Here is a 16,492-nt window from a genome sequence, read left to right on the forward strand (position 1 = left end):
CCCCATTGCCACTTGCAGGAGTCGCTGGACAGTCTGCCGGACTATCTATTCTGGGGCGTCATCGACTGGGACTTCCGCCACCAGCGCCCACAGCACCTGGCCGAGCAATTGAGTCTTGGCGGGCGTCGGGTGTTCTACATTTCGAGCACTCTGCAGGACGACCCTCGCGCCGGCTTTGCACTGCGCCCTCTTGATCAGACCGGGCGTCTGTTCGAAGTACGACTCTTTGCCCGAACCGCTCCGATCATTTACCACATAGCACCGGATGCAACACTGGCCTGCCAATTGCGGCGCAGCATTGGTGAACTCCTGAGCTGGGCGAACACCCACCAAGTGGTATCGCTGATCCAGCACCCCTTCTGGACACCTGTGGCCGGGGTGTTACCCAACAGCCGGGTGGTCTATGACTGCATGGATCTGCATCAAGGGTTTGGCAACAATGCCGTTGAGTTGCAGGACCTGGAGCGCAACCTTATCGGCGCGGCCGATCTCACCTTGTTTGCCTCGGCATGGCTTGAACAGCATTGGCACCAACAGATCCCGAGAACGCCCGCCCAGCAATGGGCGGTACTGCGCAATGCCGCTGACTTCGACTATTTTTCCAAGCCAGCGCAACACCCTTGTCAGGCTCCGGATCAAGGTCCGGTCATTGGCTACTACGGGGCGCTGGCCCATTGGTTCGACGTGGAGCTTCTAGCCGCCATCGCCGAGGCCTTCCCCCACTGCACCATCCTACTGATTGGCGCGGATACCGCACGCATCGGCGCACGCCTGCGACACCACACCAACGTCAGGCTCACCGGCGAAGTGCCGTATCGACAACTTTCGGCGTACCTGCACGCGTTCGACGTGTGCATCCTGCCGTTCCGGATCGAGTCACTGACCATGGCCACCAATCCGGTCAAGGTGTACGAATACCTGAGTGCCGGCAAACCGGTGGTGACGGTGGATCTCCCCGAACTGCACGAGTTCCAGCAACAAGTCACCATCGCCAAAGACCAGCAGGCCTTCATCGACGCCATCGCTCGGGCGTTGCAGGCCCCCGCAAGCAGCGCAGAGTCTCGACAGCGCCAGGCTTTCGCAGCGCAGCAGACCTGGCAACACCGGGTGCAGGCCCTGCTAGCCCTGACCGAAGGCACTCAACAACAGCCACGGGTGAGCGTGATCGTGGTGACCTACAACAACCTGGCCTTTACCCGGGACTGCCTGGCGAGCCTGACCGCCGATCCTCAGGGACAGCCGCTGGAAATCATTGTCGTGGACAACGGCTCCAGCGACGGCAGCGTCGAGTTCCTCCAACAATGGGCCACGAGCTATGGGCAGACGTTGATCCTCAACGATAGCAATCGAGGTTTCGCCGCCGCCAACAACCAGGGCCTGGCTCTGGCCAGGGGCGAGTTCCTGGCTCTGCTCAACAATGACACGCAGGTCACTGCCGGCTGGGCACGGACCTTGCGCCGCCATTTGCAACGCAACCCCGGGCTCGGACTGATTGGAGCGGTGACCAACAACATTGGCAACGAAGCGAAGATCGACATCCACTATCAGAACTCGCAGGAGATGGCCGTCCGCGCCCGCCAATACACCTGGCGCCACGCCGGGCTGATCGTGCCCTGTGCCACTCTCGGCTTCTTTGCAGTGATGATGCCCAGGTCGACCTATGAGCGTGTCGGTCCCCTGGACGAAGCCTTCGGCCTGGGCTTCTTCGAGGATGATGACTATTGCCGCCGCGTCGAGCAGGCGGGGTTATCCTGCGCCTTCGCCGAAGATGTGTTCATTCATCACCACCTTTCAGCATCCTTCGCACAGATGCCCGGCAAACAGCGCCAACTGCTTTTCGAGCGCAACAAGGCCCTCTATGAAGCCAAATGGGGCCGTCCCTGGACTCCTCACGTTGCCCGGGAGAAACCATGAGGCTGGTCTATCTGTCACCCGTCAGTTGGCACAGTTTCACGCAGCGACCGCATGAGCTGGTCCGGCAATTCCATATCGCGACCCGGGCACCAGTGTTGTGGATCGATCCCTACCCCACTCGCCTGCCGGTGCTGGAAGATCTGTTGCGACGACGCCCGCTCAGCACCGACCATGAACCTCTGCCCGACTGGCTGACCCTGATCCGTCCCCGAGCCTTGCCAATAGAACCCCTACTCGGCTCGGGATGGTTGAACCGCCTGCTCTGGCAGGGCCTGATACAACAAGTCAGACAATTCGCCCAGGGCCCCACCCAACTAGGAATTGGCAAACCCTCGCGACTGGCCCTGCTACTGCTGCAAGAGCCGCTATTTGCCGGTAGTTTCTATGACGCCATGGACAACATTCCGGCGTTCTACAACGGCTGGTCGCGGCGCGCCATGCAACAGCGCCAACACGAAACCGCCAGAGCCGTGACCTCGACTCTGACTTCCTGCTCGACCCTGCAGCACTACTGGCTACAGCAGCAAGTCAATACACGACTGCTGCTCAATGGCTGTGCCAGCGAACGACTGCCCGGCCTGCCACTGTCTCGCCCAACGAGCAAATCCGCACGCCCTGTATTCGGCTATATCGGCACCCTCGCCAAATGGTTCGATTGGGATTTTGTGCTTACCCTGGCCCAGGTCTTTCCCGAGGCCGAGATACGCCTGATCGGTCCCCAGCACGGCCCTTGTCCCGCAACACTACCCAGCAATATCCAGCGCTTTCCGGCACTTCCCCACGAGGCGGCCCTACACGCCATGACCGAGTTCGACGTTGGTCTGATTCCGTTCAAACGCGATGACATCACCCGTTACGTTGACCCGATCAAGTACTACGAGTACCGGGCCCTGGGTTTGCCGGTGGTGAGCACGGCATTCGGCGAAATGAGCACCAGGCGCGGTATTCAAGGCGTGTTCCTTAGCGAAGGCCTTGCCGACATTCCCCAGGTCATCCACCAAGCGTTGGCGTTCACCGAACCGCTGGCCGAAACCCTGAAGTTCCGCGAGGCCAACTCCTGGGCAAAACGCTTCGAGGTGGCCCATGCCGCAATCCTGTGACGTGGTAGTGGTCAACTACAACGCTGGCCTTCTGCTGCAAGACTGCGTGCTGTCGGTGCTGGCCCAGGGCGTCAATCGACTGGTGCTTGTGGACAACGCCTCCCACGACGACAGCCTGGAACGGATCGCGACCCGGTTCAGTGCTGATGAACGCCTGATCATCCTGCGCAATCCAACCAACACCGGCTTTGCCGCCGCCTGCAATCTGGGCGCCAGGCACTGCGAGCAGACGCATATCCTGTTCCTGAACCCCGACACCGTATTGCAACCAGGGGCGCTGCAAGGAATGATCGACGCCCTGCGTCAAACCACTGATCTGGGCATGGCCGGTGGTCTGCTGTGCAATGTCGACGGCAGCGAACAACCCGGGGGGCGCCGGGTCTTTCCCACGCCACGGCGAGCGGTGGTTCGCGCCCTCAAGCTATCGGGTCTGGCCAGGCTGTCGCCGCGGCTGTTTTCCGACTATCTGCTGCACCGCGAGCCCCTGCCTCTACATCCGACACTGGTGGAAGCCATTTCCGGCGCCTGCATGCTGGTCAAGCGCAAAGCCCTGGACAGCGTTGGCGGTTGGGACGAAGGCTATTTCCTGCACTGCGAAGACCTGGACCTGTGCATGCGTTTTCGTCTCGCAGGCTGGAAGGTCTGCTTCGTACCACAGGCAAGGATCTTTCATACCTGGGGCGCCTGCAGTCGCACACGCCCGGTGTTTGTCGAATGGCACAAACACCGGGGAATGATTCGTTTCTATGGCAAGTTCTTTCGAAATGACTACCCGAAAGTGCTGTCCTGGGGTCTTTCAGCAGCGGTCTGGGTGCGGTTTGGCGTTGTCGTGGTGTATCACTGGGGGAGGCAATTGGGCCGGGTGTTTGGGCAAACTCGTTGGCAATGAACCCACTCCGCGATGCCTGTGGCTGAACCACTAGCGCTGATCGACCGACGAAGCCCTCTATGTCGTTACAGGCCCGCGTGAAGAAAAGGTGGCGACTCAAGGCATGCGCAAATGCCTGGAGTCCAGCCATGACCTGGTGACATGGCGCTCCGGGATGAGATAGCAAGCAACTTCAATCGCACGCCTCCGATACAAAAAACCTCAACGGCCGGTTTTCGGGCGAAGGTTTGAGTCTCTTGGTAAACTCGCGCCCATTGCAAATCACACTTGTCCGTGCCGAATAGCCGATGCGGCGATCGGTGCGTTGGCGCCCCTGATCATGACAAGCGCCTTGTGATACAAGCGCAAAGCGATTGCAGCTTGAGCCAACGCCCTTCAGAAAACGCCCACTTACCCCCTAGAACACGCCTTAAACACGTAGAGCAAAATGGTCCAGAATTCAGCTACAACCCCAGTAAACTCAAGCCCTACGCTGTCCCGGCGGTTTAGCGTTGCACCGATGATGGATTGGACGGACCGCCACTGCCGCTACTTCTTGCGTCTGTTGTCCAAACACACCCTGCTCTATACCGAAATGGTCACCACCGGTGCGTTGCTCAACGGTGATCATGAGCGATTTCTGCGCTACCACCAGAGCGAGCATCCGTTGGCGCTGCAATTGGGCGGCAGTACTCCGGGGGATCTCGCGGCCTGTGCACGAATGGCTCAGGAACATGGCTATGACGAGGTCAACCTGAATGTCGGCTGCCCTAGCGATCGGGTGCAGAACAATATGATCGGCGCCTGCCTGATGGGGCACCCGGAACTGGTGGCCGATTGCGTGAAGGCCATGCGCGATGCCGTGTCGATTCCAGTGACGGTCAAGCATCGGATCGGCATCAATGGCCGCGACAGTTATGCCGAGCTGTGTGATTTCGTCGGCCAGGTGCATGAGGCGGGTTGCACCAGTTTTACCGTGCATGCGCGCATTGCGATCCTTGAGGGGCTGTCGCCCAAGGAGAATCGGGATATTCCGCCGCTGCGCTACGACGTGGCTGCGCAATTGAAAGCGGACTTCCCGCAGTTGGAGGTGATCCTCAACGGGGGCATCAAGACCCTGGAGGCCTGCCATGAGCATCTACAGACCTTTGACGGGGTGATGCTGGGGCGTGAGGCCTATCACAATCCCTACCTGCTGGCCCAGGTGGACCAGCAGTTGTTCGGCAGCGATGCGCCGGTGATTTCCCGTGCCGAGGCGCTGGCGCAACTGCGGCCCTATATCGCCGAGCATCTGGCAAGCGGCGGCGCCATGCACCACATCACTCGCCATGTACTGGGACTGGGGACCGGCTTCCCCGGAGCACGCAAGTTCCGCCAGTTGTTGTCGGTGGATATCCATAAGACCCAAGACCCATTGGGATTGCTGGATCAGGCCGGGCAACTGCTTGAAGGACGTTAACCGTCAAGCGGATTGAACCTGATGCGGCTTTTGATATCTGAATAACCTGAAATCTGTCCCGCATTCAGACAGCTGTTTTCAGGTCGCCGCCCCCAGCGGCGCCGTAAGCCTTTCGCGCCCTTGAGCGCCTGCCGGCGCTCGGGTAATGTCATCAGACCCATAGGACAGAGCACGCTCATGACTTCCAAGCTGGAACAACTGAAGAACATCACCACCGTGGTGGCCGATACCGGCGACTTCGAGGCCATCGCCCGGGTCAAGCCGGTGGACGCCACTACCAACCCCTCGCTGCTGCTCAAGGCCGCGGCCATTCCCGGTTATGCCGATCTGCTGAACGCTTGCGTCAGCAATTGCAAAGGCGATGTCGGCCTGGCCAGTGATCGTTTTGGCGTAGCGGTTGGCCAAGAGATCCTCAAAGTCATTCCCGGCCGCATTTCCACCGAAGTGGATGCCCGCCTGTCGTTCGACACCGAGGCCATGCTCAAGCGCGCCCATCGCCTGATCGAACTCTATGAGAAGGCCGGCGTGGGTCGCGACCGGGTACTGATCAAGATCGCCTCCACCTGGGAGGGCATCCGCGCCGCCGAGCAACTGGAGCGCGAAGGTATCCAGACCAACCTGACCTTGCTGTTCTCCTTCGCCCAGGCCATCGCCTGCGCTGAAGCCGGTGTGTTCCTGATCTCGCCATTCGTGGGACGGATCTACGACTGGTACAAGAAAGCCACCGGCAACGATTACGTCGGCGCCGACGATCCTGGCGTGCAGTCGGTAACCCGCATCTACAACTACTACAAGGCCAATGACTACAAGACCGTGGTCATGGGCGCCAGCTTCCGCAACCTGAACCAGATCGAGCAACTGGCTGGCTGCGATCGCCTGACCATCAGTCCGGACTTGATCGAGAAGCTGGCCGCCGACACCGGCAAGCTGGAACGCAAATTGAGTCCTGGCAAGACCGGTGAGCCCCGTCAGAGCCTGAACGAAGCGCAGTTCCGCTGGGCTTCCAACGAAGACGCCATGGCCACCGAAAAACTGGCCGAGGGCATTCGCCAGTTCGCCCGCGACCAGGAGAAGCTCGAAGCCCTGCTGGCCGCCAAGTTCTGATAGCTTTGCAGCAATGCAAAAAGGGCGAACCCTCACAGGTTCGCCCTTTTTCATGCGCGAGCGCCTCAGTCGATCAATGACGCTCCAGAGCGTTCACCAGATCATGGAACGCTTCGCGATTGGAATCATTGAGGCCCATGAGGATCTTGTGCGCCTCCAAGACCTTGATCCGCACCACTTCCTCGGATTGATCCTGGGACGGCAAGTCGGTCAGGCATTCCGGGCAAGGTATTGGACGATCGACGATGTTGAACACCTGATCGAAGCCCATGGACTGCAATAGCCGGGTAATGTCTTCGTGGGTGGTGACGACAGTGGGCAACAGACCGACTTTTTGCCGTGACAGGATCGACAACTTGGCCAACAGGCCCAGGGTGGTGCTGTCGATGCTACGGGTTTCGGTGAGATCGATGACGATCGCCGAAAAATTCAGCGCAGTGAAAATACGCTCAATAGTCGCATCCAGCGCCGAACACAAGGTCAGGCGCACTTCACCGATGAACTTCAGGACGAAGGTGCCATCCTGCTCGGCGAACTGGATTCTACCGGTACTCATTAAAGGTTCCTGCTCAACACTAACAGGGCGATATCATCCGGCATCTCCCCTAGCGTGGCCAATCCAAAAACTTGCCGCAGGCCATCCAGGCTGCCGCCCGCCGCTCTCACCCGCTCGGGCAAGGCCGCTTCTTTTTCTTTGAGTGTAGGTTCGGACAAAAGGTCCAGAATCCCGTCGGACATCAGCGTCAGGCTGAACACCGGTGGCAACTCCAGAACATGGTCCTCATAGGTCGCCTCGTTGAACAGACCCACCGGCAAACCACGCCCTTCTAGGTAACGCACACTGTCCGGGGTGTACAACACCGGCAACGGCAAATGCCCGCCAATGCTATAGGTCAACAAACCAGTCTCCTCGTCGATGACTCCACCGACCATCGTGACGTGTTTGCCCAGCTTACAGCTGATCAGGCCACGGTTGATATGGCCTAGCACTTCCGAAGGCTTGAATTCCGGCAAGGTGCCGTTGCGCTTGGATTCGAACAACAGTCGCGTGGTCATGAACTTCAACAGCACGGTGACAAAGGCTGATGAGGCGCCATGGCCAGAAACATCCGCCAGGTAGAAGGCGACACGACGCTCATCGACGCGGAAGTAATCGACGAAATCACCCGACAGGTATAACGACGGGATGATCTGGTGCGCAAAATTGAATTCGTCGATCGACCAGGGACTGCTGGGCAGCATGTTCATCTGCACTTGGCGACCGGCATTCTGGTCTTCCTGAAGCAAATTGAGGCTGGCTTCAAGTTCGCGATTAGCGGCTTCGAGCTTTTCCCGATAACGCTGGTTTTCCAGGAGCAGGCGCGCTCGATCGAGGGCTCGGCGCACGGAGTGCTCGAGCACGGCCAGATCTTCCAGCGGCTTGATCAAGTAGTCAGCCGCCCCCAGCCGAAGGGCTTCGACCGCATCGTTCATCACGCCCGCACCCGAAACCACAATCACCGGAGTTTGCGGCGACTGTTCGGTTACTTGACGGATCAATTCTAGACCGCCCATCTGCGGCATGCGCAGATCGCAGATCACCAGATCGGGATGGTCGTGCTGGAATACCTGAAGACCCTGCTGGCCGTTAGCAGCCTGCAGTACGCTGAAGCCACTGTCTTCCAAATAGGCCGCGAGACTTGCGCGTACTACTTCGTCGTCATCGATTATCAGCAGCGTGGCACTGGTTTTTTGCATGTGGGCAAACGGCGCCAGAATTAGGTTGGCGTAGCTGGCTTGGCCGGGGGCCTGGCGCACGCTACTGGATTCGCTTTCTAGCCACTCTGGAGGTGGAGCCAGGACCTTCAGCCCTGCACGCCCGCCTATCAGAGGTGCCCTTCTAAGGCGCAGACGGTACTCCCATCCGCGGGGCGTTTCAAGCTCATGCCGATGGTCGCCTGACGTCTTTACATCGCAAATCACCGGGAGTTATAAAAACCGCCAAAACCGCAACTCAATCGCAGGATGGAACCCATGAATCAAAACCAGCGTGACTACAGCGAAAAGCGCGATTACATCCGCATGCGGGTGGATGCCGAGGTCACGCTGATCCACCAAGGACAGGTGATTGAAGCGGTCTGTATCGACCTTTCCAGCAGCGGCATGCAGGTTCAGGCACCCCGCTCATTCCAGGTCGGCGATCACTTGAGCGTGCGTATCGACTCCGAACATGCAGCCTTGAAAGGGCTGGAAGCAGAGACCGAAGTGGTCTGGGTCAATGGGCTGGACGGAGGCGGTCAGAAACTTGGTCTTACAATCCTTAAGATGAAGTAAAAATCCCCCCATGAAAAAGGCGGCCCAATGGCCGCCTTTTTTAGTTGCTGCAGGACAGCTGTTCGATCAGAAATCGTCTTCGACCTTACCGTCCTTGACCTTGAATTCACGATTCTGCAGGTAGGCATTACGAATGAAGGTGTACTTGTCGCCCCGTATCAGCTTGTCCGCAGACAACAGGCTGGCACGGGTATCGATGATGTCTACGCCAATAGTGGTGTTACGCGCAGGAATATCATTCATGTAGCGATAGGGTTCGGTGTAGCTGTCGACATACTTGGCCGGCGCGTCACGCAAGGTGCTTGGGCCCAGAAACGGCAGCATCACGTAAGGGCCGCTACCCAAGCCCCAGTAACCGAGGGTCTGGCCAAAATCTTCATCGTTGCGCTGCAGGCCCATCTTGGTGCCGACGTCAAAAAAACCCGCGACCCCCAGGGTGGTGTTCATCAGCAGGCGCGCCGTATCCACACCGGCTGCACGCGGCTTGGCCTGAAGGATGTCGTTGGCCAGGTTGCCGACGTCACCGAGGTTGCGAAACATGTTGTGGATGCCATCTTCAAGAAACTTAGGCGTGACCGCCTGGTAGCCTTGGGCCAATGGCTTCAGGGCATAAGTGTCGAGGGTATCGTTGAAGGTGAAGATGGGACGGTTGATGCTCTCCCACGGATCCTCTTCAGCCGCCTGGACGACCAGGGGAGCCAGCGTCACACCGGCACTCATACATAGCGGAACTAGATAACGGCTCCAGCGCATAGCAGGAAACTCCTTGGGTTGTTCTCTCTTGGGGCTATGCCCTGAGGTTAGGCTCGGGAGTATAAAACGGATACGCCGGTTTAGGCAGCATCACTGCAATCAGGCTGAACGCGCCGGACCGCCAGTGCAGCTCACCTTCACCCGACTGTCACCTGCATGTCACCTTTTCCCGCTAGCCTCGCCGGGTATTTCAAGGACGTTGATATGCCCCAAGCCGACGCCTCACCCCAGATTGCCATGCCCTTGACCGCCGTACTCTTCGGTCTCAGCGGCTGCCTGGTGGATTTTGGTGCACGTACGCGCCTGCACGGTTCCACCAGGCCCGGCCCGGAACAGGCCCAAGCCACACCGGGCGCCCTGGCAACCCTGCAGCACCTGCAACAGCAAGGCATTCCCTGCGCATGGCTGGAGCAACTACCGCCTGCCAGCGCCCACCATCTAGCCGCAACGCTGCCAGAATGGATCAAGCCCAGCCCTGTCGTCCCCGCTCAATGGCCCGCACCCGATGCCTGCTGGCAGGCGCTGATGTCGCTCAAGGTGTCGCGCCTTGATGGCTGCGTGCTGGTCAGCGGCGAACCCCAGCTTCTGCAGTCGGGGCTCAACGCCGGCCTCTGGACCATAGGCCTGGCCTCCTGCGGCTCGCTGTGCGGCATGACACCCAGCGAATGGCAGGCGCTGAGCCAACAGGAGCGCGAGCTCAAACGGGGCAAGGCCACCGTGCAACTGTTCGGCCTGGGCGTGCACTCGGTGATTGACCACCTGGGGGAATTGCAGACCTGCCTGGCGGACATCGAACAACGTCGACTCAAGGGTGAAAAGCCCTGACATAAGCCTGTTGATCAGGATCATGCACAGTGCCTGGTAGTGGATTACTCTAAGCCGTGGGCATGGATCTTTGCTGTAATCGCGCGGTCCATCCCTGTGCCTATCATTGAAGGGAGAACGCCATGCCTGCCCGCGAACTGCAAGAACAACTCGACACCCTGCGCGAGCAATTGGAGCAGAACCCACCGCTTTCGGAAGCCGAGCGCGCCAACCTGCATGACCTGATGCAGCAGATCGAGCTGCAACTCAAGCTGGAAACCAACACCCATGACGCCAGCCTCGCTGACGGCGTCAATCTGGCGGTGGAACGCTTCGAACTGGAACACCCGGCCATCGCCGGAACCCTGCGCAACATCGTTCAGACCCTGGGCAATATCGGCATCTGAGCAGCGCCCGATAACACCCTCCCCTTGAAACCAAAGCCCCGCACTGTGTGCGGGGCTTCTGTTTACTGACGAACCAGTCGCTGATTGGCGAAATCCGCCGTTTCAGTGCTGCGGTACGGGTTGATATCCAGCCCGCCACGACGCACGTAACGCGCGTAGACAGTAAGCTTTTCCGGCTTGAGCAGACGTTGCAGGTCCAGGAAAATCCGCTCCACGCACTGCTCATGGAAATCCGAGTGCTGACGGAAGCTCACCAGATAGGCCAGCAGGCTGGCGTGATCCAGCGCCGCCCCTCGGTACTCCACCACGACGCTGCCCCAGTCCGGCTGGCTGGTCACCGGGCAGTTGGACTTGAGCAGATGGCTGTGCACGCTCTCCTCCACCACTCGCGAGGCATCACAACGCAGCAGCTCCGGGCGCGGATGCGCATAGCTGTCGACGCTGATATCCAAGTCGTCGATGCACACCCCTGGCAGAGCCACCACACCTTCCGCCTCGACCTCGCCCAGGCTGCGGATACGCACAGCCACCGGCTTGCCTGCTGCGGCGGAAAGGTCCTCGCGCAAGGTCGCTTCAAGCGCCGCCCGATCGACGAACGGCGTCTGGTTCAGCGAATTGAGGTAGAGCTTGAAGGACTTGGACTCGATGATATTCGGCGAATCCGCAGGAATACTGAACTCACCAATGGCCACCACCGGTTTGCCCGACGGCAGCAGCCAGGACAACTCGAAGCAATTCCAAAAATCCACACCTTTATAAGGCAGGGTATCGGCGCTCAAGCCCAGCTCGGCCCATTTCGCCGCCCGAGGAATCGGGAACAGCAGGGACGGGGTGTATGTGGAGATGTATTCACTGGACTTGCCCAGCGGCGAATGTTCGGCTGCGGGATGCATGGCGGAAACCTGACTGAAGAATCAGCGGATTCTACCAGCCTTTGCTCCCGCCTTTGAGCCCCGAACCTCAGGGAGTGACCGTCAGCTTGCCCACCATCCCGGCTTGATAGTGCCCGGGAATGTTGCAGGCGAACTCCAGGCTGCCGCTCTTGGTGAAGGTCCAGGTCAGCTCGGCCTGCTTGCCCGGCTCCACCAGCACGCTGTTGGGATCGTCATGCTGCATGCCATGCTCCATGCCCGCCATCGAGCCGTGCCCCATGGCAGCGTGATCCATCGACTTCATCGCGGTGGGCGTGAGCATCCCGCCTTGCTGCATCTTGAGCATTTCCTGCTGGTGCTCGGCATGCATTGCCGCATCGCCCAAGTTGAACTCGTGCAGCAACTGGCCCTTGTTGATCAACACGAAACGCACGGTTTCGCCCGCCTTGACCGCCAGAGCCTTGGGGCTGAACGACATGTCGCCCATCACCACCTCGACAGTACGGGTGGCCGTGGCTGCCGGGGCCGGCCGACCAAAATCATAGGACCCCGCCGGCGAGGCCCAAAGCGGCGCACTCAATAACATCAAACAGCCGCCAAGCATCGAGCGGCTGCGCAACAGCAGATTTTGCACATTCATTATCAGGCTCCAAAAACCGTTTTGAGCATATGCCACACTCTAGCGAGCTACCGCTGCCAGCCAGCTGACAGCCAGATTACAACTTTGTCAGCTTGACCTGCCCTGCCTCCCTGCACGGTATAAAGCCCGGGTTCCATAAGCCATGAGTCGCACCATGAAACTGCTGATCGTCGAAGACCAACCGAAAACCGGCCACTACCTGCGCCAGGGCCTCAGCGAAGCCGGCTTCAATGCCGAACTGGTGGCTGATGGCAATACTGGCCAACACCTCGCGCTGACCGGGGACTACGCCCTGCTGATTCTCGACGTGATGCTCCCGGGGCGCGACGGCTGGCAGATTCTCCAGGCGGTACGCGGTGCCGGCCTGGAAATCCCGGTGCTGTTCCTGACCGCCCGAGATGCCGTGGAAGACCGGGTGCATGGTCTGGAGCTGGGGGCCGACGACTACCTGGTCAAGCCCTTCGCCTTCTCCGAACTGCTGGCGCGGGTGCGCAGCCTGCTGCGCCGCGGCAGCAGCGTCGCCCAGGAAACCAGCCTGCAACTGGCTGACCTGCGCCTGGACCTGATCCGCCGTCGGGTGGAGCGCAGCGGCCAGCGCATCGATCTCACCGCCAAGGAGTTCGCCCTGCTGGAAATGCTCCTGCGGCGCCAGGGCGAAGTCCTGCCCAAATCGCTGATCGCCTCCCAGGTCTGGGACATGAATTTCGACAGCGACACCAACGTCATCGAAGTGGCGATCCGCCGCCTGCGCCTGAAGATCGATGACGAGTACCCGAACAAGCTGATCCATACCGTGCGCGGCATGGGCTATGTGCTCGAAGAGCGCCAGGCCTGATGCGCCGCCTGTCCCTGAGCCGGCGCCTGGCGCTGCTGTTCGCCGCATGCACCGCGGTCGTCTCACTGCTGGCAGGCGTGTTGTTCAGCCGTGCCAGCGAAGCCCACTTCATCGAACTGGATCAGCAACTGCTGGACGGCAAGCTGCTGGCCCTGCGCAGCGTCCTGCAGGATGTCAGCGAGGCCGCGGACTTCTCCCGGCACCAGGCCAGGTTGCAGGACGAGCTGAGCCATCAGCCGGACCTGCAGCTACGCGTCAGCGACGCCAACGGCCGGCTGTGGTTCGACAGCGCCCCGAGCCTGCCCGCCTCGCTGCCCGACAGCACCAGCTTGCACAGCCTGAACCAGGCCGGTAGCGCCTACCGGATCTACAGCGCCGCGCTGAATCCCGGCCAGCCCGATTCGGCGCAGTTGACCCTGATCCTCGACATCACCCATCACCAGCACTTTCTGCAACGCATGCAGCATCTGATCTGGCTGACCGTGGGCCTGTCGGCCCTGGCTACCGCCTTGCTCGGCGCCTGGGCCGCCCGCAGCGGCTTGCGCCCGTTGCGGCGCATGAGCGCGGTGGCTGCCGGCGTATCCGCCAACTCCCTGACCCAACGCCTGCCCCAGGAGCAAATGCCCGCCGAACTGGCGGAACTGGCCAGCACCTTCAACGCCATGCTCGCGCGCCTTGAAGAGTCGTTCCAACGCCTCTCGGCGTTTTCCGCCGACATTGCCCATGAACTGCGCACGCCGCTGTCAAACCTGCTAACCCACACCCAGGTCACCCTGACCCGGCCCAGGACGCTTGAAGATTACCGCGAAGCCCTGCACAGCAACCTCGAAGAGCTGCAGTGGATGGCGCAATTGGTCAACGACATGCTCTATCTAGCCAAGGCCGACCACGGCCTGCTGAACCCCAAGCGCGAAGCGCTGGAGCTGGCTCAGGAAATCGACATGCTGCTGGAGTTCTATGCGCCGCTGGCCGAAGACGCCCAGGTCGAACTGACCCGCGAAGGCCACGCCGGCTTTGCCGGCGACCGCAGCATGCTGCGCCGCGCGCTGTCCAATCTGCTGGACAACGCCCTGCGCTTCACCCCGGCCGGAGGTTCGATCAAGGTGCGGATCAACGACAGTGCCCAGCACTTGAGCCTGAACATCGAGAACAGCGGCGAAGGCATTGCCCAGGAGGCGCTGCCACGACTGTTCGATCGCTTCTACCGGGCCGACCCGGCGCGGCGCGAAGGCAGTAGCGAACATGCGGGGCTGGGGCTGGCAATCACTCAGTCGATCATTCGCGCCCATGGCGGGCAGATCCGTTGCGAATCGGCGACGGGCTGGACCCGCTTTGTGATCGAGTTGCCGAAATGAGATTGAGGCTGTGTTCGCCGGCAAGCCGGCTCCTACACTGATCAGGCAGGAGCCGGCGCGGATATCAGGAGTAGCGCAAGGCGTGGGCCGGCTCGACCTTGGATGCGCGCCAGGCCGGATACACGGTGGCCAGGAAGCTCAGGACAAAACCTGCGCCGCAGATCAAGGCAACATCGCCGCCCTGCAACTCGGAAGGCAGGTTGCTGACGAAATACACATCGGAGCTGAAGATCTGCTGACCGCTGATCCGCTCCAGCCAGCCCACCAGTTCGCTGACGTTCAACGCCGCAATCACCCCCAGCACCCCGCCGATCAGGGTGCCGACAATCCCGATCACCGTGCCCTGGACCATGAAGATCGCCATCACCTGCCGCGGCGTGGCGCCGATGGTACGCAGGATCGCGATATCCGCGCCCTTGTCGTTCACCACCATGATCAGGGTGGCGATGATGTTGAACGCCGCCACCGCGACGATCATCAGCAACAGCAGGCCGATCATGGTCTTTTCCATCTTCATGGCGCTGAACAGGCTGCCCTGGGTGTGGGTCCAGTCGTCGGCGCGGAAGTCCGCCCCCAGGCCCTTGGCGATATCCGCCGAAACCTGCGGCGCGGCATACAGATCCTTGACCGCCAGGCGCACGCTCTGCACCTGGTTCGGCTGCCAGTGCTGCATCTCGGCGGCATCGGCCACGTGGATCAGGCCCATGGAACCGTCCAGTTCAGCACCGACCTTGAACACACCGACAACGTTGAGACGCTGCATGCGCGGGGTGATGCCTCCTGGCGCGCTGCTCACCTCGGGCACGATCAGGGTCAGCTTGTCGCCGACATTCAAGCGAAAGCGCCGGGCGGTAATCTCGCCAATGACCACACCGAACTCACCAGGCTTCAGGTCCTGCAGGCTGCCCTGGACAATGTGCTGGGTGACGATGGAGACCTTGCCTTCCTGAGCCGGGTCGATGCCGCTGATCTGGATCGGCTGCATCGCACCCTTGTAGGAGAGCATGCCTTCCATCTCGGTGAAGGGCACCGCGGCAGTGACTTGCGGGTTCTTCAGGGCCGCCGCGGCGACCGGCTGCCAGTCATCGATGGGCTTGACTCCAACAATGGTGGCGTGCGGCACCATGCCGAGGATCCGCGAACTCATCTCCCGCTGGAAACCGTTCATCACCGACAGCACCACGATCATCGCCAGCACGCCCAGGGCGAGGCCGATCATCGAGGTCATGGAAATGAACGAGACAAAGCGATTGCGCCGTTTGGCGCGGGTGTAGCGCGTGCCGATAAAGATCGATAAGGGTCTGAACATGGGCAAGGCACCCTGGAAAAATTAATGACCCGGCGTCGGCGGGCCAGCCGCCAACGCCGCGTGCGGCCGCATCAGATGGCGACCAGGTGACCTTCTTGCAGGTGCAGTACGCGATCCATCTGCCGGGCCAGGTTCATGTCGTGGGTCACCACCAGGAAGGCGGTGCGCATCGACGTGCTGAGCTCCAGCATCAGGTCCTGAATGCCCTGGGCGGTGTGCGAATCAAGGTTGCCGGTGGGCTCGTCAAGCATCACCAACCCCGGCTTGTTCACCAGGGCCCGGGCAATGGCCACCCGCTGGCGCTCGCCGCCGGACAGTTCGGCCGGCTTGTGTTCCAGGCGATGGCCAAGGCCGACCCGCTCCAGCAGCGCGGTGGCACGCTGGCGGGCTTCCGGGATCGGCGTGCGACCGATCAGCAGCGGCATGCAGACGTTCTCCAGCGCGGTGAACTCCGGCAGCAGGTGGTGGAACTGGTAGACGAAGCCCAGGGCGCGATTGCGCAACTGACCGCGAGCCTTCTCGCCCAGCGCCGAGAGCTCCTCGCCGGCCAGCCAGACGCTGCCCTTGGACGGCGTATCCAGGCCGCCCAGCAAGTTGAGCAAGGTGCTCTTGCCGGAGCCGGAGGTACCGACGATGGCCACTCGCTCCCCCGGATGCAGTTCCAGTTGCAGGCCGGACAGGACCACCACCGATTCCGGGCCTTCCTCGTAGGACTTGCCCAGGTCACGGCAGCTCAGGATTGCTTTTTCACTCATGCCC

The 16,492-nt window shown here is 60.8% G+C and carries 17 protein-coding genes; 10 read left to right on the top strand and 7 right to left on the bottom strand.

The annotated features are described in order from the left end of the window. The first annotated feature begins 12 nt into the window (after positions 1-12). The 5 genes from BLV47_RS20320 to tal all read left to right on the top strand — a co-directional run bounded on the left by BLV47_RS20320 (position 13) and on the right by tal (position 6,445). Positions 13-1,914 (top strand): glycosyltransferase, encoded by a 1,902-nt coding sequence (locus BLV47_RS20320; protein WP_244168920.1) that lies wholly within the window; start codon positions 13-15, stop codon positions 1,912-1,914. Continuing rightward, positions 1,911-3,014 carry a glycosyltransferase family protein gene (locus BLV47_RS20325; RefSeq protein WP_092316523.1) on the top strand — a complete coding sequence of 368 codons (1,104 nt, stop codon included), beginning with the start codon at positions 1,911-1,913 and terminating at the stop codon, positions 3,012-3,014. Before BLV47_RS20320 ends, BLV47_RS20325 begins: the two co-directional genes overlap by 4 nt. After that, positions 2,998-3,903 (top strand): glycosyltransferase family 2 protein, encoded by a 906-nt coding sequence (locus BLV47_RS20330; RefSeq protein WP_092316525.1) that lies wholly within the window; start codon positions 2,998-3,000, stop codon positions 3,901-3,903. The genes BLV47_RS20325 and BLV47_RS20330 overlap by 17 nt, the downstream gene beginning before the upstream one ends. 427 nt (positions 3,904-4,330) lie before the next feature. After that, positions 4,331-5,341: a tRNA dihydrouridine(20/20a) synthase DusA gene (gene dusA, locus BLV47_RS20335; protein ID WP_092316527.1), complete on the top strand. Its 1,011-nt coding sequence runs from the start codon at positions 4,331-4,333 to the stop codon at positions 5,339-5,341. Positions 5,342-5,518: 177 nt separating this feature from the next. After that, on the top strand, positions 5,519-6,445 hold the full coding sequence (gene tal, locus BLV47_RS20340) for a transaldolase (protein WP_092316529.1): 927 nt from the start codon (positions 5,519-5,521) through the stop codon (positions 6,443-6,445). Between the two features lie 73 nt (positions 6,446-6,518). On the opposite strand, the gene rssC is transcribed toward tal, so the two are convergent. Continuing rightward, complete coding sequence (gene rssC, locus BLV47_RS20345) at positions 6,519-7,001, bottom strand: anti-sigma factor antagonist RssC (RefSeq protein ID WP_016968051.1); 483 nt, start codon at positions 6,999-7,001, stop codon at positions 6,519-6,521. Beyond that, the gene (gene rssB / locus BLV47_RS20350; RefSeq protein ID WP_092317335.1) at positions 7,001-8,182 is read right to left on the bottom strand and encodes a two-component system response regulator RssB; all 1,182 of its coding nucleotides are present in this window, start codon (positions 8,180-8,182) and stop codon (positions 7,001-7,003) included. The genes rssC and rssB overlap by 1 nt, the downstream gene beginning before the upstream one ends. 276 nt (positions 8,183-8,458) lie before the next feature. Here rssB and BLV47_RS20355 point away from each other — a divergent pair, with 276 nt between their 5' ends. Next, positions 8,459-8,758 (top strand): PilZ domain-containing protein, encoded by a 300-nt coding sequence (locus tag BLV47_RS20355; protein WP_092316531.1) that lies wholly within the window; start codon positions 8,459-8,461, stop codon positions 8,756-8,758. A gap of 66 nt (positions 8,759-8,824) precedes the next feature. On the opposite strand, the gene BLV47_RS20360 is transcribed toward BLV47_RS20355, so the two are convergent. Next, positions 8,825-9,511: an MlaA family lipoprotein gene (locus tag BLV47_RS20360; protein WP_092316533.1), complete on the bottom strand. Its 687-nt coding sequence runs from the start codon at positions 9,509-9,511 to the stop codon at positions 8,825-8,827. Between the two features lie 204 nt (positions 9,512-9,715). Here BLV47_RS20360 and pcrP point away from each other — a divergent pair, with 204 nt between their 5' ends. Further along, positions 9,716-10,336, top strand: a complete 621-nt coding sequence (pcrP, locus tag BLV47_RS20365) for an HAD superfamily inactivated hydrolase PcrP (protein ID WP_092316535.1) — start codon at positions 9,716-9,718, stop codon at positions 10,334-10,336. A gap of 122 nt (positions 10,337-10,458) precedes the next feature. Beyond that, positions 10,459-10,722 (top strand): DUF4404 family protein, encoded by a 264-nt coding sequence (locus tag BLV47_RS20370; RefSeq protein WP_092316538.1) that lies wholly within the window; start codon positions 10,459-10,461, stop codon positions 10,720-10,722. A 62-nt stretch (positions 10,723-10,784) separates the two neighbouring features. Here BLV47_RS20370 and queF read toward each other — a convergent pair whose 3' ends face one another. Both queF and copI read right to left on the bottom strand, forming a co-directional pair. After that, positions 10,785-11,615, bottom strand: a complete 831-nt coding sequence (gene queF / locus BLV47_RS20375; protein WP_092316540.1) for an NADPH-dependent 7-cyano-7-deazaguanine reductase QueF — start codon at positions 11,613-11,615, stop codon at positions 10,785-10,787. Between the two features lie 67 nt (positions 11,616-11,682). Next, positions 11,683-12,234: a copper-resistant cuproprotein CopI gene (gene copI, locus BLV47_RS20380; RefSeq protein ID WP_092316542.1), complete on the bottom strand. Its 552-nt coding sequence runs from the start codon at positions 12,232-12,234 to the stop codon at positions 11,683-11,685. Positions 12,235-12,388: 154 nt separating this feature from the next. Between copI and BLV47_RS20385 the strand changes: the two genes are divergently transcribed. After that, a complete protein-coding gene (locus BLV47_RS20385; protein ID WP_092316544.1) occupies positions 12,389-13,069 on the top strand; it encodes a heavy metal response regulator transcription factor in 681 nt (226 codons plus the stop codon). Beyond that, entirely contained in the window at positions 13,069-14,424 is a 1,356-nt protein-coding gene (locus tag BLV47_RS20390; protein WP_092316546.1) for a heavy metal sensor histidine kinase, read from the top strand. The genes BLV47_RS20385 and BLV47_RS20390 overlap by 1 nt, the downstream gene beginning before the upstream one ends. Before the next feature lie 64 nt (positions 14,425-14,488). On the opposite strand, the gene BLV47_RS20395 is transcribed toward BLV47_RS20390, so the two are convergent. Further along, positions 14,489-15,733, bottom strand: coding sequence for a lipoprotein-releasing ABC transporter permease subunit (locus BLV47_RS20395; RefSeq protein ID WP_092316548.1), 1,245 nt, complete (start codon positions 15,731-15,733; stop codon positions 14,489-14,491). Positions 15,734-15,804: 71 nt separating this feature from the next. Beyond that, positions 15,805-16,488, bottom strand: a complete 684-nt coding sequence (gene lolD / locus BLV47_RS20400) for a lipoprotein-releasing ABC transporter ATP-binding protein LolD (RefSeq protein WP_015634822.1) — start codon at positions 16,486-16,488, stop codon at positions 15,805-15,807. Positions 16,489-16,492 lie beyond the last annotated feature (4 nt).

This window comes from Pseudomonas saponiphila, from assembly GCF_900105185.1.
In the GTDB taxonomy this organism is placed as follows: Bacteria; Pseudomonadota; Gammaproteobacteria; order Pseudomonadales; family Pseudomonadaceae; genus Aquipseudomonas; species Aquipseudomonas saponiphila.

Bases quoted from the DNA above. Each gene is read 5' to 3' on its own strand.
- BLV47_RS20325 (WP_092316523.1), top strand. From the start codon at position 1,911: ATGAGGCTGGTCTATCTGTCACCCGTCAGTTGGCACAGTTTCACGCAG.
- dusA (WP_092316527.1), top strand. From the start codon at position 4,331: ATGGTCCAGAATTCAGCTACAACCCCAGTAAACTCAAGCCCTACGCTG.
- queF (WP_092316540.1), bottom strand. From the start codon at position 11,615: ATGCATCCCGCAGCCGAACATTCGCCGCTGGGCAAGTCCAGTGAATAC.
- BLV47_RS20330 (WP_092316525.1), top strand. From the start codon at position 2,998: ATGCCGCAATCCTGTGACGTGGTAGTGGTCAACTACAACGCTGGCCTT.
- tal (WP_092316529.1), top strand. From the start codon at position 5,519: ATGACTTCCAAGCTGGAACAACTGAAGAACATCACCACCGTGGTGGCC.
- BLV47_RS20395 (WP_092316548.1), bottom strand. From the start codon at position 15,733: ATGTTCAGACCCTTATCGATCTTTATCGGCACGCGCTACACCCGCGCC.
- rssB (WP_092317335.1), bottom strand. From the start codon at position 8,182: ATGCAAAAAACCAGTGCCACGCTGCTGATAATCGATGACGACGAAGTA.
- copI (WP_092316542.1), bottom strand. From the start codon at position 12,234: ATGAATGTGCAAAATCTGCTGTTGCGCAGCCGCTCGATGCTTGGCGGC.
- lolD (WP_015634822.1), bottom strand. From the start codon at position 16,488: ATGAGTGAAAAAGCAATCCTGAGCTGCCGTGACCTGGGCAAGTCCTAC.
- BLV47_RS20355 (WP_092316531.1), top strand. From the start codon at position 8,459: ATGAATCAAAACCAGCGTGACTACAGCGAAAAGCGCGATTACATCCGC.
- BLV47_RS20385 (WP_092316544.1), top strand. From the start codon at position 12,389: ATGAAACTGCTGATCGTCGAAGACCAACCGAAAACCGGCCACTACCTG.
- BLV47_RS20370 (WP_092316538.1), top strand. From the start codon at position 10,459: ATGCCTGCCCGCGAACTGCAAGAACAACTCGACACCCTGCGCGAGCAA.
- BLV47_RS20360 (WP_092316533.1), bottom strand. From the start codon at position 9,511: ATGCGCTGGAGCCGTTATCTAGTTCCGCTATGTATGAGTGCCGGTGTG.
- rssC (WP_016968051.1), bottom strand. From the start codon at position 7,001: ATGAGTACCGGTAGAATCCAGTTCGCCGAGCAGGATGGCACCTTCGTC.
- BLV47_RS20390 (WP_092316546.1), top strand. From the start codon at position 13,069: ATGCGCCGCCTGTCCCTGAGCCGGCGCCTGGCGCTGCTGTTCGCCGCA.
- pcrP (WP_092316535.1), top strand. From the start codon at position 9,716: ATGCCCCAAGCCGACGCCTCACCCCAGATTGCCATGCCCTTGACCGCC.